The organism is Chryseobacterium sp. IT-36CA2, assembly GCF_949767875.1.
Classification (GTDB): domain Bacteria; phylum Bacteroidota; class Bacteroidia; order Flavobacteriales; family Weeksellaceae; genus Chryseobacterium.
Genome location: NZ_CATKPG010000011.1, coordinates 489,340 through 513,665, shown reverse-complemented (window position 1 = coordinate 513,665; position 24,326 = coordinate 489,340). Strand labels below are relative to the sequence as shown.

24 protein-coding genes are annotated in these 24,326 nt (G+C 35.7%); 17 read left to right on the top strand and 7 right to left on the bottom strand.

Going from position 1 to position 24,326, the window contains the following annotated elements; all coding sequences use genetic code 11:
- Positions 1-58: 58 nt before the first annotated feature.
- Positions 59-1,768 (bottom strand): T9SS type A sorting domain-containing protein, encoded by a 1,710-nt coding sequence (locus ACM6F9_RS03155; RefSeq protein ID WP_414844369.1) that lies wholly within the window; start codon positions 1,766-1,768, stop codon positions 59-61.
- 243 nt (positions 1,769-2,011) lie between these two features.
- On the opposite strand from ACM6F9_RS03155, the gene rpmB reads away from it, so the two are divergent.
- The 6 genes from rpmB to ACM6F9_RS03125 all read left to right on the top strand — a co-directional run bounded on the left by rpmB (position 2,012) and on the right by ACM6F9_RS03125 (position 4,475).
- Positions 2,012-2,254 (top strand): 50S ribosomal protein L28, encoded by a 243-nt coding sequence (gene rpmB / locus ACM6F9_RS03150; RefSeq protein WP_002976757.1) that lies wholly within the window; start codon positions 2,012-2,014, stop codon positions 2,252-2,254.
- A 6-nt stretch (positions 2,255-2,260) separates the two neighbouring features.
- The gene (gene rpmG / locus ACM6F9_RS03145) at positions 2,261-2,443 is read left to right on the top strand and encodes a 50S ribosomal protein L33 (protein ID WP_027373683.1); all 183 of its coding nucleotides are present in this window, start codon (positions 2,261-2,263) and stop codon (positions 2,441-2,443) included.
- Between the two features lie 20 nt (positions 2,444-2,463).
- Positions 2,464-2,616 (top strand): DUF4295 domain-containing protein, encoded by a 153-nt coding sequence (locus tag ACM6F9_RS03140; protein WP_002976755.1) that lies wholly within the window; start codon positions 2,464-2,466, stop codon positions 2,614-2,616.
- Positions 2,617-2,705: 89 nt separating this feature from the next.
- Positions 2,706-3,173, top strand: coding sequence for a RidA family protein (locus tag ACM6F9_RS03135; RefSeq protein WP_414844368.1), 468 nt, complete (start codon positions 2,706-2,708; stop codon positions 3,171-3,173).
- Between the two features lie 15 nt (positions 3,174-3,188).
- Positions 3,189-4,142: a signal recognition particle-docking protein FtsY gene (ftsY, locus tag ACM6F9_RS03130; RefSeq protein ID WP_105701893.1), complete on the top strand. Its 954-nt coding sequence runs from the start codon at positions 3,189-3,191 to the stop codon at positions 4,140-4,142.
- Positions 4,143-4,214: 72 nt separating this feature from the next.
- The gene (locus ACM6F9_RS03125) at positions 4,215-4,475 is read left to right on the top strand and encodes a GlsB/YeaQ/YmgE family stress response membrane protein (RefSeq protein WP_414844367.1); all 261 of its coding nucleotides are present in this window, start codon (positions 4,215-4,217) and stop codon (positions 4,473-4,475) included.
- 74 nt (positions 4,476-4,549) lie between these two features.
- Here the strand turns inward: ACM6F9_RS03125 and sppA are convergent, their stop codons facing one another.
- Complete coding sequence (sppA, locus tag ACM6F9_RS03120; protein WP_414844366.1) at positions 4,550-6,307, bottom strand: signal peptide peptidase SppA; 1,758 nt, start codon at positions 6,305-6,307, stop codon at positions 4,550-4,552.
- 20 nt (positions 6,308-6,327) lie between these two features.
- On the opposite strand from sppA, the gene folK reads away from it, so the two are divergent.
- From folK to fmt, 6 genes are all read left to right on the top strand, one after another.
- Complete coding sequence (gene folK, locus ACM6F9_RS03115; RefSeq protein WP_414844365.1) at positions 6,328-6,744, top strand: 2-amino-4-hydroxy-6-hydroxymethyldihydropteridine diphosphokinase; 417 nt, start codon at positions 6,328-6,330, stop codon at positions 6,742-6,744.
- A gap of 17 nt (positions 6,745-6,761) precedes the next feature.
- Positions 6,762-7,841 carry an OmpA family protein gene (locus ACM6F9_RS03110; RefSeq protein WP_414844364.1) on the top strand — a complete coding sequence of 360 codons (1,080 nt, stop codon included), beginning with the start codon at positions 6,762-6,764 and terminating at the stop codon, positions 7,839-7,841.
- A 45-nt stretch (positions 7,842-7,886) separates the two neighbouring features.
- Entirely contained in the window at positions 7,887-9,413 is a 1,527-nt protein-coding gene (locus ACM6F9_RS03105) for an OmpA family protein (RefSeq protein ID WP_414844363.1), read from the top strand.
- 213 nt (positions 9,414-9,626) lie between these two features.
- Positions 9,627-11,063: an OmpA family protein gene (locus tag ACM6F9_RS03100; protein WP_414844362.1), complete on the top strand. Its 1,437-nt coding sequence runs from the start codon at positions 9,627-9,629 to the stop codon at positions 11,061-11,063.
- A 78-nt stretch (positions 11,064-11,141) separates the two neighbouring features.
- The gene (locus ACM6F9_RS03095) at positions 11,142-13,046 is read left to right on the top strand and encodes an ATP-dependent DNA helicase RecQ (RefSeq protein ID WP_414844361.1); all 1,905 of its coding nucleotides are present in this window, start codon (positions 11,142-11,144) and stop codon (positions 13,044-13,046) included.
- A 141-nt stretch (positions 13,047-13,187) separates the two neighbouring features.
- Complete coding sequence (gene fmt / locus ACM6F9_RS03090) at positions 13,188-14,135, top strand: methionyl-tRNA formyltransferase (protein ID WP_414844360.1); 948 nt, start codon at positions 13,188-13,190, stop codon at positions 14,133-14,135.
- A 79-nt stretch (positions 14,136-14,214) separates the two neighbouring features.
- Here the strand turns inward: fmt and ACM6F9_RS03085 are convergent, their stop codons facing one another.
- The 3 genes from ACM6F9_RS03085 to ACM6F9_RS03075 all read right to left on the bottom strand — a co-directional run bounded on the left by ACM6F9_RS03085 (position 14,215) and on the right by ACM6F9_RS03075 (position 17,079).
- On the bottom strand, positions 14,215-14,796 hold the full coding sequence (locus ACM6F9_RS03085; protein ID WP_414844359.1) for a Crp/Fnr family transcriptional regulator: 582 nt from the start codon (positions 14,794-14,796) through the stop codon (positions 14,215-14,217).
- Positions 14,797-14,884: 88 nt separating this feature from the next.
- Positions 14,885-16,006, bottom strand: a complete 1,122-nt coding sequence (ribB, locus tag ACM6F9_RS03080; protein ID WP_414844358.1) for a 3,4-dihydroxy-2-butanone-4-phosphate synthase — start codon at positions 16,004-16,006, stop codon at positions 14,885-14,887.
- Between the two features lie 68 nt (positions 16,007-16,074).
- A complete protein-coding gene (locus ACM6F9_RS03075) occupies positions 16,075-17,079 on the bottom strand; it encodes an LLM class flavin-dependent oxidoreductase (RefSeq protein WP_414844357.1) in 1,005 nt (334 codons plus the stop codon).
- Positions 17,080-17,402: 323 nt separating this feature from the next.
- On the opposite strand from ACM6F9_RS03075, the gene ACM6F9_RS03070 reads away from it, so the two are divergent.
- Positions 17,403-18,251: a M12 family metallopeptidase gene (locus tag ACM6F9_RS03070; RefSeq protein WP_414844356.1), complete on the top strand. Its 849-nt coding sequence runs from the start codon at positions 17,403-17,405 to the stop codon at positions 18,249-18,251.
- A gap of 34 nt (positions 18,252-18,285) precedes the next feature.
- On the opposite strand, the gene ACM6F9_RS03065 is transcribed toward ACM6F9_RS03070, so the two are convergent.
- Entirely contained in the window at positions 18,286-20,412 is a 2,127-nt protein-coding gene (locus ACM6F9_RS03065) for a helix-turn-helix domain-containing protein (protein WP_414844355.1), read from the bottom strand.
- 82 nt (positions 20,413-20,494) lie between these two features.
- Between ACM6F9_RS03065 and ACM6F9_RS03060 the strand changes: the two genes are divergently transcribed.
- Positions 20,495-20,947, top strand: coding sequence for a hypothetical protein (locus tag ACM6F9_RS03060; RefSeq protein ID WP_414844354.1), 453 nt, complete (start codon positions 20,495-20,497; stop codon positions 20,945-20,947).
- A gap of 142 nt (positions 20,948-21,089) precedes the next feature.
- On the opposite strand, the gene ACM6F9_RS03055 is transcribed toward ACM6F9_RS03060, so the two are convergent.
- Positions 21,090-21,626, bottom strand: coding sequence for a gamma carbonic anhydrase family protein (locus ACM6F9_RS03055; RefSeq protein WP_105701907.1), 537 nt, complete (start codon positions 21,624-21,626; stop codon positions 21,090-21,092).
- 163 nt (positions 21,627-21,789) lie between these two features.
- Between ACM6F9_RS03055 and ACM6F9_RS03050 the strand changes: the two genes are divergently transcribed.
- The 3 genes from ACM6F9_RS03050 to hemH are packed head-to-tail and all read left to right on the top strand — an operon-like array spanning position 21,790 to position 24,251.
- The gene (locus ACM6F9_RS03050) at positions 21,790-22,668 is read left to right on the top strand and encodes a NifU family protein (protein ID WP_414844353.1); all 879 of its coding nucleotides are present in this window, start codon (positions 21,790-21,792) and stop codon (positions 22,666-22,668) included.
- An 11-nt stretch (positions 22,669-22,679) separates the two neighbouring features.
- Positions 22,680-23,207, top strand: coding sequence for an NADPH-dependent FMN reductase (locus ACM6F9_RS03045; RefSeq protein WP_414844352.1), 528 nt, complete (start codon positions 22,680-22,682; stop codon positions 23,205-23,207).
- A gap of 15 nt (positions 23,208-23,222) precedes the next feature.
- The gene (gene hemH, locus ACM6F9_RS03040; RefSeq protein WP_414844351.1) at positions 23,223-24,251 is read left to right on the top strand and encodes a ferrochelatase; all 1,029 of its coding nucleotides are present in this window, start codon (positions 23,223-23,225) and stop codon (positions 24,249-24,251) included.
- Positions 24,252-24,326: the final 75 nt, after the last annotated feature.

Here is a 24,326-nt window from a genome sequence, read left to right as displayed (position 1 = left end):
GAGAAAAGCCAGCTGGACGCCTGGCTTTTCTCATTGATAGAAGATAGAATTGATTCAATTACTTAATCGTAAGTTTCCTTGTGGTTATTTCATTTTTTATCTTCAGTTTTAGTAAATAGATTCCTTTCGGTAAATGAGAAACATCAATAGACTGATCTCCATTTACACTAATATTCAATTTTTTTCCATCCATAGAATACATTTCGGCTTCCGAAACTTTTTCTCCTTTGATATATACTTTATCTGATGCCGGATTCGGATAGATCACAAGCTGTTTATCTGATTTAATTTCTGCGGTACCTAGCGTACCTTGTGTGGAAGCATCAGAATATACTTTTGAAGCATCAATAGACTTCACGCTCCAGTATACATTCTGAATAGTTGGATCAAGCTCCAGAAACCATGAAGGTGTTGTTACAACATATTTGGCAATATCATAAGCGCCCTGTGTAGATCCTACTGTAATTTCATAAAGTAATGCATTTACCGGAGTTTTATCATCCGAAGCCCCACTCCATGCAAAATTGAATCTGTTTCCGTTTTTCGTCATGTTCAGCTGCGTTGGCGCGGTAGGCTTTGCATTGACTGCTGTGGAATTATTTTTAAATACTTTCGTAAGTGAAGGCAGATCAGAAGCAGCCCAGTCAAAACCACTAAGCAAGACATCCAGTTGATGATCATTGTTAAAATCAAAAAGATGAATCAGCCCCGGACCTCCCAGATTAGTAATTCCTGTGATCGTTCCTTCATTAAATTTATTATTGGCCACATCATAAATATAGGTTTTCACAACTGCATTATAATTTTCATTTCCTGAAATAATAAAGTCATAATAACCGTCATTATTCAAGTCACCAACGTTTAATGAAACATCTGAAATATCAGTTCCGCTAATCATTTGAGGTGCCAGATTACCAGTACCGTCATTCATGAGAACTGCAAAATATCCGTCGTCATTTCCATCCCTTCCAGCGATGACAACATCCTGAAATCCATCTGCATTAAAGTCTGCAAAATCTATTTTCCCCACCCCTACTGGAGCAAGATCCTGTGTATGAGTAAGAACTCCGGCCTGATTCATGTAAACTTTAGACACAGGAACACCATTAATATCCGATCCTATAATGACAAGATCCAAAAGGTTATCATTATTCAAATCTACTACTTTAAAACTTCCACTCTGAGTACCATCTGCCCAGTGTTCCGTCATATCAAAACCAGCACCTGTATTCTTATAATAATCCAGTGTATTTCTGAAGCCTCCTCCATGAGCGTATTGCGTTCCGTTGATGGCATAATCAGATTTTCCATCGTGGTTAAAATCAAAAACTTCTATAGATCCGTAGATCTTTCCAGGAAGGTCAGCCTCTTTCACAAAATCTGTTCCTGTATTTCTGAACCGATAATGTTTATAATTAACAACATCCAAATAGCTGAGCCCGGTAGAAACAATATCCATCAGCCCGTCATTATTAAAATCAATGAATCTGATGTCTCCGAGATGCGTTACATCTGCCCCCAGTCCTGCATAAGGTACTAATGTTGTTCCATTATTCTGATATACTTCATTGTAAGTACTGTCCACATTTCCGTCTCCATCAGAATCAATAGCCCCATTAAGCACGATATCCATTGTTCCGTTGTTGTCTATATCAGCAATATCAGCTGCAGAATAATAAAAATTATTCATGCCCGTCTGGATCTCAGTAAAGTTCTGAGCCATAATGCTGACAGGTAACATAGACAATAAAATATAAATCCTCTTCATAGTTGTTTTTATTTAGATTAATTAAAAACAAAGATAGAATATTAAATTCTCTGGGTAAAAAAAAGCCTGCATGAAATATATCAGCACCCTTTATCTGCTGTATCCCAAGGATTCTACTATTTTAAAAATTCAATATTATTAATCAGTTACTTATTTACAAATATTTTCCAAAAGATTTGTCTATCTAAAAAATTCTTCGTTATTTTGCACTCTCAAATATTATACAAATAAGAACATCGAGATATGTCAAGAATTTGCCAAATAACAGGAAAGCGTGCAATGGTTGGTAACAACGTTTCTCACGCTAATAACAAAACGAAGCGTCGTTTTGAAATTAACTTATTAGAGAAGAAGTTTTACCTTCCGGAGCAAGATAAGCACGTTACACTGAAAGTATCAGCTCATGGATTGAGAGTGATTAACAAGATTGGAATCGAGGAAGCTATTGAAAGAGCTACTAGAAACGGATTGATTAAAAAGAATTAATAAATCATGGCAAAAAAAGGAAATAGAGTTCAAGTAATCCTTGAATGCACAGAGCACAAAGAAAGTGGTATGCCAGGAATGTCTAGATACATTTCTACAAAAAATAAAAAGAACACTACAGAAAGATTGGAATTGAAAAAATACAATCCTGTTCTTAAGAGATCTACCCTTCACAAAGAAATTAAGTAATTTATAAATAATAACTTACCATGGCAAAGAAAGTAGTAGCAACCCTACAAAGCGGTCAGTCTAAGAAAATGACGAAAGTGGTGAAAATGGTTAAGTCTTCTAAATCAGGAGCTTACGTTTTCGAAGAAAAAGTAATGAATGCTGATGAAGTAGATGGTTATTTAAAAAAATAATCAGTACTTTATTTACAATATAAAAAACTACTCATATTTTGGGTAGTTTTTTTGTTATCTTTGTGCACCAGATTATTAATCAGTAAAGTATGAAAAAGATACTTGTTCTGGCCTGCACAGCAACTTTTCTATTTTCATTCAGTCAGAAAACAATGAACCCAGTAGAATATAAAAGTTCGCCAAAAGTTTTCAGCATAAAAGGACTCTCCCAATCAGTAAGTATTGACTGCGGAAGTTCCAAAATGATTTTATTATCCGGGCAGGTGCCTCTGGACCCGGAAGGTAATCTTGTGGGAAATACGATAGAAGAACAGACGCATCAGGTTTTCAAAAATATTGAAAGTATCCTGAAAGAATACGGAGGAACAGGAAAAGATATTATCAAACTGGGAATCTTTACCACAGACATCAAAAAAACACCCGATTTCAGAAAAGTAAGGGATTTGTATGTCAATCTTCAGAACCCTCCTGTAAGCACCCTTGTGGAAGTGAGCAGGCTTTTCAGAGATGACGTTTTTATAGAAGTAGAAGTCACAGCAGTGATTAAAAATAAATAAGAATAAACTAAAACTATGAGTTGGTTTAAAAATATTTTCAAAAAGGAAGAAAAAGAAACCTTAGACAAAGGATTGGAAAAATCCAGTCAGGGATTCTTTGAAAAAATGACGAAAGCCGTAGTCGGCAAAAGCAAAGTAGATGATGAAGTACTTGATGATCTTGAAGAAGTACTGATTGCATCTGATGTAGGAGCTTCTACTACCATCAAAATCATTGAAAGAATTGAAGAGCGCGTTGCCAGAGACAAATATGTTGGAGTAAACGAGCTTGATCAAATTCTTCGTGATGAGATTTCTGGGCTGCTGCTTGAAAACCCTCATGCCGGTACAGGAAATATTGATACTTCCAAAAAACCTTATGTCATCATGGTTGTTGGGGTAAACGGAGTGGGAAAAACAACTACTATCGGAAAACTGGCTCACCAATTTAAATCCGAAGGCAAAAAGGTAGTTCTTGGAGCGGCTGACACCTTTAGAGCAGCTGCAGTAGACCAGCTTGTCATCTGGAGCGAAAGAGTGGGTGTTCCTATTGTAAAACAGGAAATGGGATCAGATCCTGCTTCTGTAGCATTTGACACCGTACAAAGTGCTGTTGCACAAAATGCGGATGTTGTTATCATTGATACCGCAGGAAGACTTCACAATAAAATCAACCTGATGAATGAGCTTTCAAAAATCAAAAGAGTAATGCAAAAGGTCATTCCTGATGCTCCTCATGAGATTCTTTTGGTTCTTGACGGTTCCACAGGTCAGAATGCTTTTGAACAGGCAAAACAGTTTACGGCAGCTACGGAAGTAAATGCTTTAGCAGTAACAAAACTGGACGGAACAGCAAAAGGAGGTGTTGTAATCGGGATCTCTGATCAGTTCCAAATTCCCGTAAAATATATTGGTGTAGGTGAAAAAATGCAGGATTTGCAACTTTTTAATGGTACGGAATTTGTAGACTCATTCTTCAAGAAAAGATGATTTATATCATGTTTTCCCTTATATTAGCAAACAATTCATTTTTAAATATTAACAATAAAAAAATTTGCAACTATGGGAATTATAACATGGATCCTATTCGGTCTTATTGCAGGAGCAATTGCTAAAATGATCATGCCTGGAGCTCAGGGAGGAGGATGGCTAATCACTATTATCCTTGGAATTTTAGGAGCATTTGTAGGAGGAGCTATAGGAGTTTACATTCTACATTGGGGAGATGTCGGTTCATTCTGGAATCCTAGAAGCTGGATTCTTTCAATAGGAGGAGCTTTAATCATTCTCTGGATTTACGGAATGGCCACCAAGAAAAGCTAATTGTAACGCTTATAAAAAATTAAAATCCCGGATCTGAAATTTCAGACCCGGGATTTTTACAATATAAAATTTAGTTAGTTGTTGATTCTAATCTGATAAGGCATTTCCATTTTCACCTCAGATTGTAGCTTTTTATCTGTGATCTGCTGCAGAATCTCATAGTTGGATTTACCAATTTTGTTCTTGATAATTCTGGCAGAAACATCCTCTTCATTCAGATCTTTAAAGATTTGTTCAAATGGTGACATTCTCTTAGGGAAAGCATCTACCTGATAAGATTTTAATCCGGCTTTCTGTGCAGCAAATTTCACGGCATCATTTAAGGTACCAAGTTCATCTACCAGACCAATTTCTTTAGCACGAACACCACTCCATACTCTACCACCACCTACATTGTCTATCTGTTCAAAAGTTTTCTTTCTGTTTTGAGTCACAAAGTGTACAAATCTCTTGTAGGTACCTTCTACGCTTCTTGTCATCATATTGACTCCGTAAGGCGTTACTCCATTTAATCCGGAATAATACATTGAATTGGCATTGGTAGCAACAATATCTGCACGGATTCCGTTTTTGCTGGCAATATCTTTATAATATGGCATTACCCCAAATACTCCGATAGAACCGGTAAGTGTATTAGGCTCAGAATAAATTTTATCCGCTGCCATTGCTACATAATACCCTCCTGAAGCCGCATAATCACCGAAAGAAACCACCAACGGTTTTTTCTTCTTCAACTGCTGCAATTCAAACAAGATTTCATCAGAAGCATTCGCACTTCCTCCCGGAGAGTTAATTCTGAAGACTACAGCTTTCACTTTATCATCTTCCTGAAGTTTTTTAATATACTTCACATATTTCTCAGAATGAATATCATTATACTCATCTCCGTTGTTGATAGATCCTGAAGCATAAAGTACAGCGATTTTTTCACCGGATTTATCTTCATCAGCATAGGAGTTGATATAACTTGTCAGAGAGATTTTGTTCAGTTTTTCATCATTCTTTACATTTAGCTTTGTTTTAAGAAGATCTTCATATTCAGATTTCTGGATAAGCTTATCTGCAAGTTTATATTTTAAACTTTGTTCAGGAATCATTCCGTATAAGCTGTCTGTAATTGTTCTGAACTGAGCAGTATCAATTTTTCTGGAAGCTGCCATTTTATTGGATGTATTTTTCCAAAGATCATTCAGAAGAGTACTTAGCTGTTCTTTATTCTCCGGAGAAATATCATTTCGTAGAAAAGGTTCTACAGCAGATTTGAATTTACCATGACGGATAACCTCAATTCCAATACCATATTTATCAGCAAAATCCTTAAAGAAAGTAACTTCAGTAGATAAACCTTTCAACTCAATTCCTCCTGCCGGATGTAGATAATATTGATCTGCTACAGATCCTAAATAATAAGCAGACTGCGAAACTCCGTTCCCGTAAGCATACACAAACTTCCCACTTTTCTTAAAATCTTCTATAGCATTCCTAATATCATCAATCTGCGTAAGGCCTGCATATAAATCATCTGCTTCAATACTGATTCCTTTAATATTATCATCGGTCTTAGCTTTATTAATAGCTTCCAATGCATCATATAAAAGAACACTTTTATTTTGGGCACCAATACCGAACAATCCCATCTGCTCTTCAGTAGGGCTGTCTATTATATTTGTCTTTAAATTAATCGTAAGAACCGAGTTCTTTTTCACGGCTACAGACTTATCATTTCCCATAGAACTGAACACAAGCATCACAATGAAAAAAATGAAAAATAAAGCGCAAAGTATGATAATTGCTACTATATTTGCCAAAACATTTTTAAAGAAACTTCTCATAAATCAATCAATTTTCTAATATGTCGCAGCATAAGGTCGTTTTGTTACTCGGAAGTAACTTAGGAGAGCAAAAAAAAAATATAGAGCTAGCATTAAAGAAGATAGAAGATGCAGGAAATAACATTTCACAAATCAGCGAATATTTAATGTCTGAACCCGTAGAGTTTGTCAGTTCCAATATTTTTTGTAATATTGCAGCAATAATATTCACACATCTTTCACCAATTCAACTGCTTGATTGTATTAAGAATATAGAAGTTGAGATGGGAAGAATTAATGATTCAATAGTATCCGGAGGCTATACTGACAGGATAATTGACATTGATATCATTAAGTATAATGAATTAAATTTTATATCAGAAAGATTAGAAATCCCTCATAAAAAACATCTTTTTGAAAGGGATTTTTCAAGAGTATTGTTAGAAAAATTTATTTAAAACATAAAACAAATTGTATGAAATTAGGTTTATTATTATTGGCTACAACCTTGCCAATTGCTGCTTTCGCTCAGAATAGCAGTACAACGGTAAACTCTTCCACAGAGTACCCTAATACATTCTCTTCAGGTTCTGCTAATGTACAGCCTTTCGACAACAAAGCCAGACGTTTCAGAGACTGGTCTATTTCTGTTGGAGGAGGTCCTGCATTTATGGTTCACTCCGATTTAAAATCTATACGCAAGGACAAGATTAATTGGGGATATAATGCTTATGTAAGTATTGATAAACAAATCTCACATACTTTCGGCTTAAGCATCATGTATACAAGAGGAGAAACAAAACAAACCGGACAACTTGCCGGCGCTGCAGGACAGTCAGCAGGAGTGGCTACAGCTACAACGCAATTTGACCAGCTGGCTTTATTAGGTGACATTAACTTTTCTAATCTATTAAGAAGAGTCGACAACCATTCTCCTTACAGATGGGCTTTCCATGGATATATGGGAATTGGTCTTCAGGGATATAGAACTTCATTGCATGACAATGATGTAAATAAATGGGGTAATAAAACAACACCTGCATTTATTGATGTTCCTCTGGGAATTGGTTCCGTATACTATCAAGGAGGACTAGGACTAAAATATAATGTATCTAAGCTTATTGACATTGAAGCTAGAACTATGTATTTTATTAGTGGTGATGAGGAATTTGATGGAGGTGGTTTTGCATACAGCAACTATAATTTAATTAATCCTAGAAAATCAGATAATTCATGGGCTGTAACCTTAGGGGCAAGCTTCAAATTAGGAAAGCATGAATCTCATCTTGCGTGGCATGATCCTCTTCAGGAAGCCTACTATAGAACTAGTGTTTTAGAAAATGCTTCTACTGATCTTGTAGTTTGTGAAAAAGGAGATGCAGACAATGATGGAGTATGTGACGATTGGGACAGACAGCTTGATACCCCTGCAGGAGCAAGAGTAGATGGTGCCGGAGTTGCTTTGGATATAGATCTTGACGGAGTTATCGATCTTTATGATAAATGTGTAACGGTTCCTGGACCTGTTGAGAATAATGGATGCCCAGTAAAATAATTTAAAAAAAATTTCTTTTTAAAAGAATTCAAATCATAATACACGATGAAATTAAGTTTAGCAATTGTTGCATTTGCTATGGCAATTCCTTCTGCCATTTATGCACAAGACTCAATAGCAGTTTCAAAAGGAGAATATCCTAATACATTTTCTTCGGGATCTGCTAATGTTTCCCCATTCACCAATCAATCTAAAAGATTTAATGATTGGTCTATTTCTGCCGGGGTGGGGGTTCCACTTCTTCAATCTGCAGATTTGACTTCAATCAAAAATGGTAACGGTAAAAACCTTTTTGGATATTCAGCTTATGTAAGTATTGATAAAGCCATTACACATGCTTTTGGAATCAATTTACAATATGACAGAGGTGAGACCAGACAAGGTTGGTTCAATACCAAAGATTCAGCGCCTGACGCAGGATCTGTAGCGGGAAGAACTCAGTATGATGCAATTTCAATCTTAGGAGATATTAACTTCTCTAATCTATTAAGAAGAGTTGATAACCACTCCCCTTACAGATGGGCACTTCATGGATATGCAGGTATCGGTACTATCGCTTACAGAGCATACCAGAAAGACATCAACGGACAGAGATTGATGACTGAAGTAAAACCGTTCCAATTAGGTTCAATGTTCATGCAGGCTGGTACAGGTCTGAAGTTTAAAGTGAACAGAAGAATTGATATCGAAGGTAGATTAATGTATGTTGTAACAGGTGATGAAGAGTTTGATGGAGGTGGTGACGCTTACAGTGCTATCAACAGAAAATCTGAGCAGGTTTCTGACAACTTCTTTAACGCTACTCTAGGTCTTTCTTTCAAACTTGGAAAACACGAGTCTCATGTAATGTGGCATGATCCACTTCAGGAAATCTATTACAAACTGGATGTACTGGCTAATAAAAACCAGGATGTAGAAGTATGTAAAAAAGGAGATGCTGATAACGATGGAGTATGCGACGATTGGGACAGACAGCTTGATACTCCTGCAGGAGCAAGAGTGGATGGTGCCGGAGTTGCTCTTGACACTGACTTAGATGGTGTAATCGATCTTTACGACAAGTGCGTAACGGTTCCTGGGCCTGTTGAAAACAATGGATGTCCGGTAGCCAAAAAAGACAACAATGAAACAGCCAAAGAAGTAGAAAAAACGCTTAAAGATATTTACTTCAATTTCAACAAAGCGACTATCAGACCAGAGTCTAACTCAAAATTGGATTTAGCCGCTTCTATCATTAAAGAAAATGGAGGTAATTACCTGTTAACAGGACATACAGATATCAAAGGAAGCGCTGCTTACAACTTAAGACTATCTAAAGAAAGAGCTGCTGCTGTTGTAGGAGCTTTAGAAAGCAGAGGAATCAATGAAAATGTACTGAAATCAAAAGGTGTAGGTTCTGCAGAAGCAACGATTCCTGCATCAGCTTCAGATGCTGAAAGAATGGCAGACAGAAAAGTTACAGTAAAATATATTGAAACATCAGAATGGGATGCTATCAAAAAGAAAGACTATGAAGATGCTCCTGTAAAAAAGGCTGTAAAAAAAGTTCCAGCTAAGAAAAAGAAAAAATAATTCTTAGATACAATATAAACCGGAAAGAATTATTCTTTTCGGTTCATTTTTTTTCTACTACGAATTATTTTACATACCTTTATCATTATTTTCATGGCAAATGGTATGAAAAACATTAAAAACCAGTAAGTTTGTTTTGAAAAAAATCAACACAAAATCACTTTTTATCGTAAAAAAATCATTTAAAATAACTTAACTTAAAAAAATAACACTATGAAATTAAGTTTAGCAATTGTTGCATTTGCTTTGGCAATTCCTTCTGCCACTTATGCACAAGACTCAACGGCAGTTTCAAAAGGAGAATATCCTAATACATTTTCTTCGGGATCTGCTAATGTTTCCCCATTCACCAATCAATCTAAAAGATTTAATGATTGGTCTATTTCTGCCGGGGTGGGGGTTCCACTTCTTCAATCTGCAGATTTGACTTCAATCAAAAATGGTAACGGTAAAAACCTTTTTGGATATTCAGCTTATGTAAGTATTGATAAAGCCATTACACATGCTTTTGGAATCAATTTACAATATGACAGAGGTGAGACCAGACAAGGTTGGTTCAATACCAAAGATTCAGCGCCTGACGCAGGATCTGTAGCGGGAAGAACTCAGTATGATGCAATTTCAATCTTAGGAGATATTAACTTCTCTAATCTATTAAGAAGAGTTGATAACCACTCCCCTTACAGATGGGCACTTCATGGATATGCAGGTATCGGTACTATCGCTTACAGAGCATACCAGAAAGACATCAACGGACAGAGATTGATGACTGAAGTAAAACCGTTCCAATTAGGTTCAATGTTCATGCAGGCTGGTACAGGTCTGAAGTTTAAAGTGAACAGAAGAATTGATATCGAAGGTAGATTAATGTATGTTGTAACAGGTGATGAAGAGTTTGATGGAGGTGGTGACGCTTACAGTGCTATCAACAGAAAATCTGAGCAGGTTTCTGATAACTTCTTTAACGCTACTTTAGGGGTTTCTCTAAAACTTGGAAAACACGAGTCTCATGTAATGTGGCATGATCCACTTCAGGAAATCTATTACAAACTGGATGTACTGGCTAATAAAAACCAGGATATTGAAGTATGTAAAAAAGGAGATGCTGATAACGATGGAGTATGCGACGATTGGGACAGACAGCTTGATACTCCTGCAGGAGCAAGAGTGGATGGTGCCGGAGTTGCTCTTGATACAGACTTAGATGGTGTAATCGATCTTTACGACAAGTGCGTAACTGTTCCTGGACCTGTTGAAAACAATGGATGTCCAGTAGCAACCACAGGACCTGTAGTAGAAACAGAAACTAAATTGGAAGGAATTGAATTTGATTTAAATTCTGACAGAATTTTACCTTCAAATACTCCAATTCTAAACAATGCTGTAAATTATATTAATTCTTCAAATGGTTCTTACAATGTAATCGGAGCTACTGATACAAGAGGTACTGATGCTTACAACCAAAAACTATCTGAAAGAAGAGCAAACAACGTTAAGAACTATCTGATCAAAAACGGTGTTCAAACAGGTAAACTACAGGCAGTAGGAAAAGGTGAAAAAGACCTTAAATACCCTGAGTGCGAGCCAGCAACGAAGTGCCCTGAATGGAAAAACAGAGCCAACAGAAGAGTATACTTCGAAGCTAAATAATAAACTTATTGATATATTATATAAAAGTCACGCTATGCGTGGCTTTTTTTGTCATAATTCTTTCCTTATTTTTACAACATGATTTCTCCGCAGGATTTTCAAAAGCTCAAATATGATACTCTTAAGTATTTCTGGGGTTATACCGACTTCAGAGACTCTCAAGAAGAAATTATTAATGCCGTTATCAATGAAAAAGATACTCTGGTACTGTTACCTACAGGAGCAGGAAAATCTTTATGCTATCAATTACCTGCTTTACTCAAAGAAGGAACCTGCCTCGTAGTTTCCCCTCTGCTTGCATTGATGAAAGATCAGGTAAATCAGCTTAAATCCCGCGGTATAGAAGCAGAATATCTTTCATCTGAACTGGATGAATATGATGCAGAAGCTATTTATGACCGATGTAAAGAAGGCCTTACCAAATTACTTTATGTTTCTCCTGAAAGACTTACCAATACCCAGTTTATTCAGAATATGGAGGAAATTCAGCTATCCTTTATTGCGGTGGATGAAGCACACTGTATTTCAGAATGGGGTCAGGATTTCAGACCAAGTTATCAGAATATTAAAGGATTTAGAAGTAACAATCCTGAGATTCCCTGTCTTGCCCTGACTGCAACAGCAACTCCGAAAGTACTGGAAGAAATTAAAAATAAACTGGAACTGAAAAAACCGTTTGTTTTCCAAAAAAGTTTCAAAAGAGAAAATATTAAAATTTTCAGCGATGAAGTATCCGATAAATTCCAGCGTGTTTTTGATATTTTAAAATACAGCAACGACTCTGGGATTGTGTATGTAAGAACCAGAAAAGAAGCAGAACTGCTGGCAGAATTCCTGAAAAAAAATCAACTGAAAAATGTAGATTATTTTCACGCCGGCTTGACAACCAAAGAAAAAAATGCAAGACAGCATCTTTGGAATAACAGTGATAATCATGTCCTTATTTCTACCAATGCCTTTGGAATGGGTATTGACAAAGACAATGTACGCTTTGTCATCCACTACTCTCCCGCTGCTTCTCTGGAAAACTATTATCAGGAAATCGGAAGAGCCGGAAGAGATGGAAAAGACAGTTTTGCTTTCATGCTTTGGAATAAACAGGAACTTCTGAATTTTGATCAGATTTTAAAAAACCAAATTCCCAACAAAGCAGAGTTTTTAAAGATCATCAGCTTCCTCTACTCTATTTTCCAGGTAGCAGAATTTGAACTTCCAGAAAAAACATTTCAGCTGAATACGCTGAGTATACAGAATTTCACCAAACTGTCGAAAGCAAAAATTAATAATATTCTTAATTTTCTGCATAATCAAGAAATTATTTACTACAACGAAAATAAAAGTCTGTCTTCTCTCGAACTTTTTATTAAAGCTGAGGACATGGATCAATTACCACAAAAAGATGCCCATTTTATGGAGCTCCTTTTCCGTACTGTATCAGGAATTACAACTCACAAAGTAATGTTCAGTGAACAGCAGGTGAGTAATAAAATAAATATCAGCGTTCCTCTGATCAAGGAGCGCCTGAAAGAACTTCAGCAAAAGAATTATCTTGAATATATTGACGGTGCACTTTCCAGTATTAAATTTTTGAAGCCCCGCGACGAAAGAGCTGTAAACAATGCTTATTGGAAATTATTTGAACATATTCAGAGAAATAAAATCCAAAAATGGGAAGAGATGAAGTTTTATGTAGAAAACAATGACTATTGTAAAATGAAACTAATTCTAGCTTACTTTGGTGAAAAAAATTCCAAAAACTGTGGTCAGTGTTCGGTCTGTGAAAAAAATAAACAATCTATGTTTGGGAAAAATATTTCTCAGCAGATCGTTAATTTATTAGCAAAAAAGCCAGCAACGATTGAAGAACTTTCAATACAATTAAGCTATCATTCTAAAGAGAATATATTAGAAAATCTTATTTTTCTTTTAGATTCCGGAAAGGTAAGAATGCTGAACTTCAGAACGTATGAGCTGAATCATTAGTAATGAGCAATAAGTAAGAATAGAATAAACTTTTAAATTAAAAAGATAAATATACTTATCCTATCTCTAAAACTCTCACACTCTCATATCCCCAAACCCTAACACCCTTCGACTCTCAGATCAAAAACTTATCTTTGCAGTATGAAATCATTGAAAGTCGTTTTTTTAGGAACTCCTGAGTTTGCAAAAACTTCTTTGGAGGCAATCCATCAATCTAACCATCAGGTGGTAGGTGTAGTAACGGTAGCTGATAAAGCAAGTGGACGTGGACAAAAGATTCACCAATCACCGGTAAAAATCTATGCTGAAGAAAATAATATTCCTGTTTTTCAACCGGAAAAACTAAGGAATCCAGAGTTTCTGGAAGAACTAAGAAAACTAGATGCCGATGTTTTTGTGGTGGTAGCTTTCAGAATGATGCCTAAGGTTCTCTTTGAAATGCCTAAAATGGGAACATTCAATCTTCATGCTTCATTGCTTCCAGATTACAGAGGTGCTGCACCTATTAATTATGCAGTGATCAACGGAGAAGAGAAGTCCGGAGCAACTACTTTCTTTATTAATGAAAAAATTGATGAAGGAAATATTCTACTTCAGCAGGAAATGGAAATTTTACCTGATGAAAATGCGGGAAGCCTTCACGACAGATTGATGGAAATGGGTTCAGGGCTAGTTGTTAAAACATTAGATGGTCTGGCTGAAAATACAATTGAAGAAAAGCCTCAGCCACAGGTAGAACATCCTAAAAATGCGTATAAGATTTTCAAAGAAGATACTAAAATCAATTGGGAGCAGCCTTCAAAAACCGTTCATCAATTTATCCTTGGAATGTCTCCTTATCCTGCAGCATTCACCACTTTAAAAATTGAAAACGAAGAAAAAGGATTAAAAATATTCGGAGGCAAATTTGAGCTTTCTGACCATGGAAAACCTGCCGGAACTTTGGATATTTCAAAAAATGAATTTAAGATTTATACTCAAGACGGAATATACTATCCACAGGAACTTCAACTGGAAGGTAAAAAAAGAATGCTGGTCAAAGATTTTCTTAATGGTTTCCGAAACTTTGATGGAATTTCATTAAGCTAAAAATAAGAGATATTATACATAAAAAAGTCCCAAAAGTATTTTCAAATAAAACTTTTGGGACTTTTTAAATTTTTCACCATTAACTCTTACTTACAATCTTTTTTCGGATTCTGCTTATAAACTCTGGTGTTACGCCCAGATAGGCAGCAATCTGAATATTGGTAAGACGGTGTGCCGTTTTCGGGTAATCTTTTAAAAATTCCACATAACGTTCATCTGAAGGTTTACTCAGGTTATCAATAATCCTGCGTTGTAATGCTATAATTGATTTTTGGAATTTGAGCCTCATTAATCTTTCAATCTCTGGCATCTCAGCATACAATTTTTCTTTATTTTCTTTAGGAATAAGAAGAACTTCGCTATCCTCAAGTGCCTGAATATTAAGTTTTGAAGGAATACGGTTGATAAAGCTGTCAATATCGGAAATCCACCAGTTTTCAATTCCAAAATATAATATCTGTTCGGCAGCATTATGATGGGTATGAAAAACTTTCAGGCAGCCACTGAGCACAAATCCTTCAAATTCACAGATGTCTCCTTCTTTCAAAAGAAAATCTTTTTTCTTTATTTTCCGAAGAGTAAAAGCACTGCAGTATTTCTCCAGCTTTTCATCTGAAATATCAATATATTCCCGGATGTGTTTTTTCAAAGGCTCAGTCATAGTTTAAAAATAAAAAAAGGTCTAGAAAAATCCTAAACCTTTTATTTCATATTATAAACAGTCAAAAGTGAATTTTGACTATTATTTATTATAGTTGCACCAATTCAGTAACCTCTACATCATATCCTCCAACCTGAGGTTTGATATTAGGATTTTGAGTGATTACTTTGAACTTATTGATTCCTAAATTCTTTAAGATCTGCGTTCCAATTCCATAATCTCTGTAATTGTACGCCAATGTAGGATGCTGCTCCTGACCGTCCTGATAGTTCAGGAACTGCTGAAGCTTTCTCAATGTATTTTCAGAATTAGAAACGTTATTAATGAAAATAATCGCTCCTTTTCCAGCTTCATTGACCATACTAGTTACTTTTTCCAACAATGGCTTTTCACCGTTGTTTAGTCTTGTTAATACATCAAAATAAGAATCTGAAGACTGTACTCTTACCAAAACAGGCTCATCTACTGTCCATGCTCCTTTTGTCAAAGCAAAGTGAATCTGGTCATTTGAAGTCTCTCTAAAAGCATAAAAATCAAAATCACCGTAGTGCGTTTTTACTTTTTTCTCTTCAAGTCTTTCTACCAGATTTCCTTTTTTAAGCTGATAATGGATCAGATCTTCAATAGAAACGATCTTCATATCATGCTTTTGAGCAAATGCCTGAAGTTCAGGCAAACGGGACATTGTACCATCTTCATTCATGATCTCACAGATCACTCCTCCTTCTTTCAATCCTGCTAAATGAGTAAGATCAATAGCTGCTTCAGTATGTCCGGCTCTTTTTAATACTCCCCCTTTTCTTGCACGAAGCGGGAAAATGTGGCCGGGTCTCATAAAATCTGTAGGTTTGGATTTTTCATCCATCAGTGCTAAAATAGTTTTTGCTCTGTCACCTGCAGAAATCCCCGTAGATGTTCCATTCCCAAGAAGGTCAACCGATACAGTGAAAGCAGTTTCTTTAGGGTCGCTGCTTCTGCTTACCATCACTTCAAGGCCAAGCTCATCACATCTTTTTTCAGGAAGCGGCATACAGATCAGCCCTCTTCCGTGAAGCGCCATAAAATTGATAATTTCCGGTGTTGTCAGCTCTGCAGCACAAAGAAAATCACCTTCATTCTCTCTGTCTTCATCATCTACTACTATGATTATTTTACCATTTTTAAGGTCTTCAATAGCCTCTGGAATAGTATTTAATTTAATATCGGACATTTTTACTTTTTATTTGTGCAAAGATACTCATAAAAATAAGCATCTGCCAATTAATTATGAATGGTTTGTTACGCTTTGGATAAGGAGTTAGCTGCCTCTCTGAAAATTTCGTAAGATCTCAATCTTTTCTGATGATCGTAGATATGTGAATTGATCATCAGCTCATCAACCTGGAATCTTTCCTGAAAATCTCTAAGCTTTTCCTGAACTTCAGCATAATCGCCAATAAAAGTATATCTCAACTTCTGAAGCACCATAGATTTTTCCATTGGAGACCAGATTTCATCCATATCATCCACTGGTGGTGCAAAAGGTTTTCTGTCGTTTCTTACAATATTAATGAATGCCTGAAATAAAGTAGTCGAAATTTTATGAGCTTCTTCAGATGTTTCGGCTGCAACACCATTTACGCAGGCAATGATATAAGGTTTATCTGCGTATTTTGAGGGTTCAAAATGTTCTCTGTATATTTTAAAAGCCATTTCCATCTGTTCCGGAGCAAAATGTCCTGCAAATGCATAAGGTAATCCCAATTCCGCAGCCAGCCAAGCACTATCTGTACTTGATCCCAGAATATAAAGTGGAACATCCAAACCTTCTCCGGGAATAGCACGAACCATCGCATCTGAATTTTCTTTTGAGAAATATCTTTGAAGCTCGAGGATCTGTCTTGGAAACTGCTCATTGATAATGGCTGGATTTCTTCCTAAAGCCTGAGCCGTCAATCCATCTGTTCCTGGTGCTCTTCCTAATCCAAGATCAATTCTTCCCGGGAAAAGAGATTCCAAAGTTCCGAACTGTTCTGCAATAATTAAGGAGCTGTGATTGGGAAGCATAATTCCTCCAGAACCTACTCTGATTTTATTTGTTCCATTGGCAATAAAACCTATTAAAACGGAAGTTGCTGAGCTTGCAATACTTTCCATATTGTGGTGCTCTGCCAGCCAGAATCTTTTATAGTCTAAATTTTCAGCGTGATTAGCCAATGATAAGCTGTCCTGAAAAGTATCATGAATGCTCTTGCCTTGCTTTACCGGTGCAAGATCTAAAACAGAAATTTCAAAATTTTTCATATTGAGATCGTTAATTTTTCCGAAGGTGATAGGGAATCTCCTTCGTCAATTTCATAATTCTAAATTGGGTTCTTAAAAACAAAACAAATTTAAAACATAAAAACTGCATTAGTTACTTTTTGTAATTAATAAAAACAATTGATCAGTTCAGGGAAAAACTATTGCGTTTCAATTTTTATTTAATTGATTTTATTTATGTAATGTTTTGGTTTAAAATTCTAAAAAATCATTTATACTATAAATAAAACATTTTAACATTAATAATTCATTAAAAAGAGAATTATTTATTATATTTGGATACCAAATCTTAAAAAAACTTTAATATGAACAAACAATCAAACAGTCTGTTTTATTGGCAGATCCTGACAGGAAAAACTGTCTTTATGAGCTTTCTTATCGCTGCAACATTATCATCCTGCAGTAAAAACAATGAAGAAATTACCTCCGAAGCTCAAACCAATGCATTCAATGCTGACAACGTTAAAAAAGGACAATTGAATGGCCAAGACATTATGTATGAAAGAAAAGATGGAATGAATTTCTTCCAGGGAGATATTGTTCTTTCAGACAAGCAACTTTCAGAAGGTGGCGAACTCAATAAAGGAGGTGCCAGTTTTTCCAGATGGCCAAGCGGTAAAATTTATTATACGATTGCCAGCAACATGGGTTCAATCAACGTTAATAAAATCAATTCTGCAATCAGCGAGTATAACAACAAAACCAATACACAATGGATCTACCGCACCAATCAGTCTAATTATGTTGAATTTATATTCGGAAGTTCATCCGGATCGGATGGCTGGGCTCATATCGGATATCAGGGTGGAAAACAAAATGTTTCTTTAGATCAATATATTTCTGTGGGATCAGTTATTCATGAAATGGGGCATACGGTAGGACTTTACCATGAACATACACGTAAAGATAGGGATCAGTATGTAAAAATCCTGTGGAACAATATCCAAAGCGGACAGTCATATAATTTTAATATGTATAGTTCTGGTACGGATATAGGACCTTTCAATATCAATTCGGTGATGATGTATTGGCCAACCTCATATTCTAAAAACGGACAACCAACGATCACCAGAGCTGACAACAGCAGTTTTACCTATAACAGAACCGGATTTACAACCGGTGATATCAATACTATTAATGCAATGTATCCTTAGTTTTAAAAATTCATATCAAATCAAAAAAGAACTCCTAGGAGTTCTTTTCTTTTTTATAATTGTAATGATTGATTAAAATTCTGATTTCGTTAAATTCAAAAGTGCTTGGCAGTGCATTTTTCCATTCGGTTAATGTTTCGTGTGGATTTTTGTAGAACTCATCTTCAAAAGCCTTGATCTTATCTGAAGTGATAACTCTGGCAATATCCAGCAATCCCTGTTCTGCAAATTTGGCAAGATGTCCAATTACTGTTTCTTTCACCAAACCTCTTTCTAAAGCAATTTCACCAATAGTTTTCCCTTGCTCAAATAATTGAAAGGTTAAAACCTGTGACGGAACTTTGGCAATTTTCAGATTGATTTCTTTATCATTCTTTTCATCTAAAAGTTTTGTTTCAAGAAGGTGAATATCTCTCAGGCTGTTCAGATATTCTTCAATGTCTTCCAGCCAGTTTTTAAATTCTTCGTTATATTGTTTTAAGCCTTTCGCTCCTTTTATTTCGGCATAGAAATCTTTCAAAGGATCAAAAATTTTATTCCTGATTTCTGTAAAAAAGAAATTAACCGCTCCTTTTGATTTGCTTTCAATCTCAGACCACTCTTCCTTCTGTTCAATAAAATTATTAACCTTTTGAAAAATGATACGTTCCAGCTTTTCAAATATTTTTCCAAGATTTACAGCTTCGTGTTTCAATTGAAGATAAAGCTGTTTGGTTTTAGCATGGTCAATATTTTTGGTAACAATCGAAAGGTTATTCCACTCTTCTACTTCTTTCAAAAACCATGTACAATCCAGGGTACGAAGTACTTTTCTGATACTGTAATCGTATTTTTCCTGATTCAGAATGGCTTCTACATTGTCATTGGCAATCGTATCCGTGTGGAAATGTAAAATCCTGTTATCCTTGAAAATAACTTCAGGAGTAATTTTTGATTTTAAAACAATCCCTTCCAACGTTCTGCAACGGGATAAAGCAACATATACCTGCCCGGCAGTAAAACTTTTCCCTGCATCAATAATCACTTTATCAAATGTTAATCCCTGACTTTTGTGTATTGTAACTGCCCATGCTAATTTGATGGGAAACTGTTCAAAGCTTCCCAAAACTTCTTCTTTGATATTTTTATCGGTATCAAGGAAATATTTTTTCTGTTCCCAGGTTTCTCTTTTTACAACAATTTCCCTCTCGCTTTCGTCCAGTACGACACGGATTTCATTTTCATCCAATCCAATGATCTCTCCCAGCTTTCCGTTAAAATATTTCTTTTCACCGGAAATATCGTTTCGGATAAACATAATCTGAGCTCCTATTTTCAGTTCAAGAAACTGCTCGTTCGGAAACTGATTTTCTTTAAAATCACCTACAAGTTTCGCCTCATACGTTTGAGGGTCCACTTTGATCTCTTTCAATTTCTCCTGATTGATCTCATCTGCCATTTTATTGTGAGAACACAGATATACATAAGATTCCTTTCCCATATCAAAATCAGGATCATACCTTTCATTGAGATGATTAAAATCTATATTATCTACGTCACCATCACGGATAGCGTTTAGAATTTCCAAAAACTCTTCGTCAGATTGTCTGTAGACTTTTGTCAGCTCAATGGTAACAATTGGAATTTCTTTAATGGCGTGGCTGTCAAAAAAGAAAGGTGAATTGTAATACATTTTCAGGATATGCTCGTCCCTCACTACCGGAGGAAGCTGAAACAAATCCCCAATGAACAGCATCTGCACCCCTCCAAATCTCTGATTATTCCTTCTGATAAATCTCAAAGAAAAATCCATCATATCCAGAACGTCTGCTCTGAGCATTGAAACCTCATCAATGATAATGATCTCTACTTCTCTCAGGAGCTTCAGTTTATCTTTACGGTATTTGAAATGGGGCATCAGATCGGCAATATTATTTGCCAAACTGGTATCTATCCTATCTGTCGTAGGAAGAAAGGTTCTTAGCGGCAGACCAAACATAGAATGGATAGTAACTCCACCTGCATTAATCGCAGCAATTCCCGTGGGAGCTATTACGATATGTTTTTTCTTTGTTCGTCTTACAAAATCATTAAGAAATGTCGTTTTTCCTGTTCCGGCTTTCCCGGTTAAAAAAACGCTTCTGTTGGTATATTCTATTAAGTCAAAAAAATGATTGTTCATCGTCGTCAAAAATACGGAAATGAATTTGAATTTCTTACCTTGGCATAAGTTTTGAAAAATTATAAAAAGAAAAAAGTTTATTGTGAAAAAATTATTCTTTCATGTTCCGGTAATAGTATTATGTACTACATTAACTTTAGTTTCCTGTAATACATCAAAGAATATCAATACTAATCTTCCCGTTGATATCGCAAACAGACCTGCCGATGAGGACAGCCAAAAATATGAACAGGCACAGCTCGACAGACTAAAAGCTTCGATTGAATCTGAAGTATCCGGGGAAAAATGTACCGATGCCAGTGAATGGGCATTTGCTCCCATGGGTGCAAAATCCTGTGGTGGTCCGCAACTGTATATTGCTTATCCCAAGAAAATAGAAACCTCTTTTTTACAGAGAGTGAATGATTATACGGATAAAGTAAGGGCTTTTAATGAAAAATATAATATTATGTCAGATTGTGTAATGATCACTCCCCCTACCTCTCTTAAATGTGTTCAGGGAAAGATAAGATTGATCACACCCGATCCTAACTAACATAAAGCAAAGGTTCTATATCAAATCGAAAAAAGCTCCGTCCTGAGACAGAGCTTTTTATATTTATTTAAATCACATCAATTTTTATCATCAAAAAATTGACAAACGCAGCAAATTGACTATTCACTATTTACTTGACAGACTAGAATTGATGATCCTTTACATTTTCTTTATACCACGATGAATATTTCACGTAGTTATCTGCAATTCTGTTCACTTCTCCTTCTAATAATTGGGCATTGATATCTTTGATTTTTCTTGCCGGAACTCCGCCCCAAACTTCTCCGGATTTTATATGAGTTCCCTGAGTAACTACCGATCCTGCTCCTACAATAGAATTCTCTTCTACAAGGCAGTCATCCATTACAATAGCGCCCATACCAATCAGAACATTATCTTTAATGGTACATCCATGCACAATGGCATTATGCCCGATAGAAACATTATTACCGATATTCAGAGGGTGTTTCTTATAGGTACAATGAAGCATTGCATTATCCTGAACATTGACCTTATCACCCATTTTGATATAATGAACATCGCCTCTGATTACCGCATTATACCAAACGCTGCAGTCTCTTCCCATCGTAACATCGCCAATAATAGTAGCGGTTTCTGCTAAAAAGGTGTTTTCTCCAATCTGTGGTGCTTTTCCTAAGAGTTCTTTTATAAGTGCCATAAGTATTAATTTGAAAATTTAAAAATAGGCCAATTTGAAAATTAAAATATACTATCTTTTTATGTATATAAGTTCTAAATTACAGTGATAGCAAAAATCTAACTCTCAATTTTCAGCTTCTAACTTCTAATGCGTATTTTTGTATCTCAAATTTAACGAAAAAATGCGTACCGTACTTATAGAACCTACCGAAAACCCGAAAGTAATGAAATTTGTAACAGATTACAATCTCATTCCCGGGTCTTTAGAGTTGGACAGAAATTCAGATATCTCAGAAATTCCTTTAGCTCAGGAACTTTTCAATTATCCGTTTGTGGAAAGAATTTTCATCACGGCTAATTTTGTGGCTATAGCAAAACAGGATACGATAGAATGGGAACATGTAGCTGAAAGTCTGAAAAATGTAATTGAGGACGAATTATTGGCCAACCCAAGAATTTATCTTCAGAAGAAAAAAGAAATGTATCAGATTTATGCTGAAATGACTCCAAATCCTAATGTAATGAAGTTTGTTTCGAGCAAATTGCTGATGGAGGGTTTTGTGGAAGTAAAATCGAGAGACGCAGCTGAGGGAGTTCCTTTGGCAGAAGCTATTTTTAAAGAATTTGATTTTGCAACGGAAGTTTTCATTTCTGACAATTTTGTAGCCGTTACAAGAAATAATTCTGTAGAATGGCACCAGGTAATGATGGCTGTTCGTGGTCTTATTGCTGAATATCTTCAAAATGGTGGTGAAATTGCTAATATTGAACCTCAGAAGCATGAAAACCCTGTTGAAAAGATTATCAACAGAGATTATACAGAAGATGAGCAGAAAATTTCTGACATTTTAAATGAATATGTAGCTCCTGCTGTAGAAAATGATGGTGGAAAGATTTCTTTAATGGAATATGATCAGGAGAATAAAACAGCAAAAATGCTTTTACAGGGAGCTTGTTCAGGCTGCCCAAGTTCTACTGCTACTTTGAAAAACGGAATTGAAAACATTTTAAAGCAATTCGTTCCTGATTTAGTAGAAAGAGTGGAAGCTGTAAATGGATAATAATAGCTGAGATGCCTTACAGAAAGAAAATTGTGGTCATTATTGGAAGTGCTTCTGAAAATTCCAGTAACCTGAAACTAATGGAACAAGTAATGGAAAACATGAATAATATTGATTTCCAGATGCACAGTGATCTTTCTGTTCTTCCCCATTTTGATACTGCTTTAACGGATGAAAATACTCCCAAAGAGGTTTTGAAATTAAGAGAAGCGATTAAAAATTCATCGGGAGTTATATTTTCTACTCCCGAATATATTTTCAGCATTCCGGGCAGATTAAAAAACATGCTGGAATGGTGTGTTTCCACTACAATCTTTTCTGAAAAGCCAGTAGCTGTGATTACGGCTTCCGCAAGTGGTGAAAAAGGCCATGAAGAGTTATTATTGATATTAAAAACTCTGGGTGCGACAGCAGATGATAAACATCAGGCTTTAATAAAAGGGATAAAAGGCAAATTTGAGAGCAATGGCTTACTGGAAAGTAATACCTTTGCTAAAGTATCAAAATTAGTAACAGATTTTACAACTTCTGTTTCATAATTAAAATTTAGAATATTGAATAAGAAAGGAATTTTACTGGTCAACCTCGGATCACCGAGATCAACCTCTGTAAACGACGTAAAGGAATATCTTGATGAATTTTTGATGGATGAGAGAGTGATTGATTACCGTTGGATCTTTCGTGCTCTGCTTGTACAAGGAATTATCCTGAAAACAAGACCCGCCAAATCTGCTGAAGCGTATAAAACGGTTTGGACAGATAAAGGATCACCACTGATTGTTATCACTGAACAAATTCAGAAAAAACTTCAGAAAGTGGTAGATGTTCCGGTAGAAATCGGGATGAGATATGCTCAGCCTAGTATTGAAACGGGTATTCAGAAACTGGTAGATCAGGGAATCACGGAAATTGTTCTTTTTCCTTTATATCCTCAATATGCTATGAGTACAACGGAAACTGTTATTGAAAAGGCAGAAGAGGTGAGAAAAAAGAAGTTTCCCAATATAAAAATCAATTATATTCAACCTTTTTACAATAGGGATATTTATATCAACTGTCTGGCAGAAAGTATTAAAGAAAAACTTCCGGAAAATTTTGATGCGCTACAGTTTTCTTATCATGGAGTTCCGGAAAGACATATTTATAAGACAGATCCTACAAAGACCTGCAATCTTAATGACTGTTGTTCCAGAGAAGATAATCCAAGCCACCAGTTCTGCTACCGTCATCAATGTTATACAACAACGCAACGCGTTATTGAAAAACTGGATTTACCTAAAGAGAAAACGATTGTTTCTTTCCAGTCAAGATTAGGAAAAGACAAATGGATTGAACCTTATACGGATGAGACGTTAGAAACAATTGGCAAAAAAGGAATTAAAAACCTGGCTATTGTATGTCCAGCATTCGTTTCTGACTGTCTGGAAACTCTCGAGGAAATTTCTGTAGAAGGAAAAGAACAGTTTATGCATGGAGGTGGTGAAAATTTCCATTATATTCCATGTCTGAATGATGAAGACCGATGGATTGATGTTGTAAAAATACTTTGTGAAGAAAAACTGAATGATTTCTATTTGGTATAATCAATTCACTCAAAATATACAAAAACAAAAGGCCACAAGAATTAACTTGTGGCCTTTTTGTTGAATATATTAAAA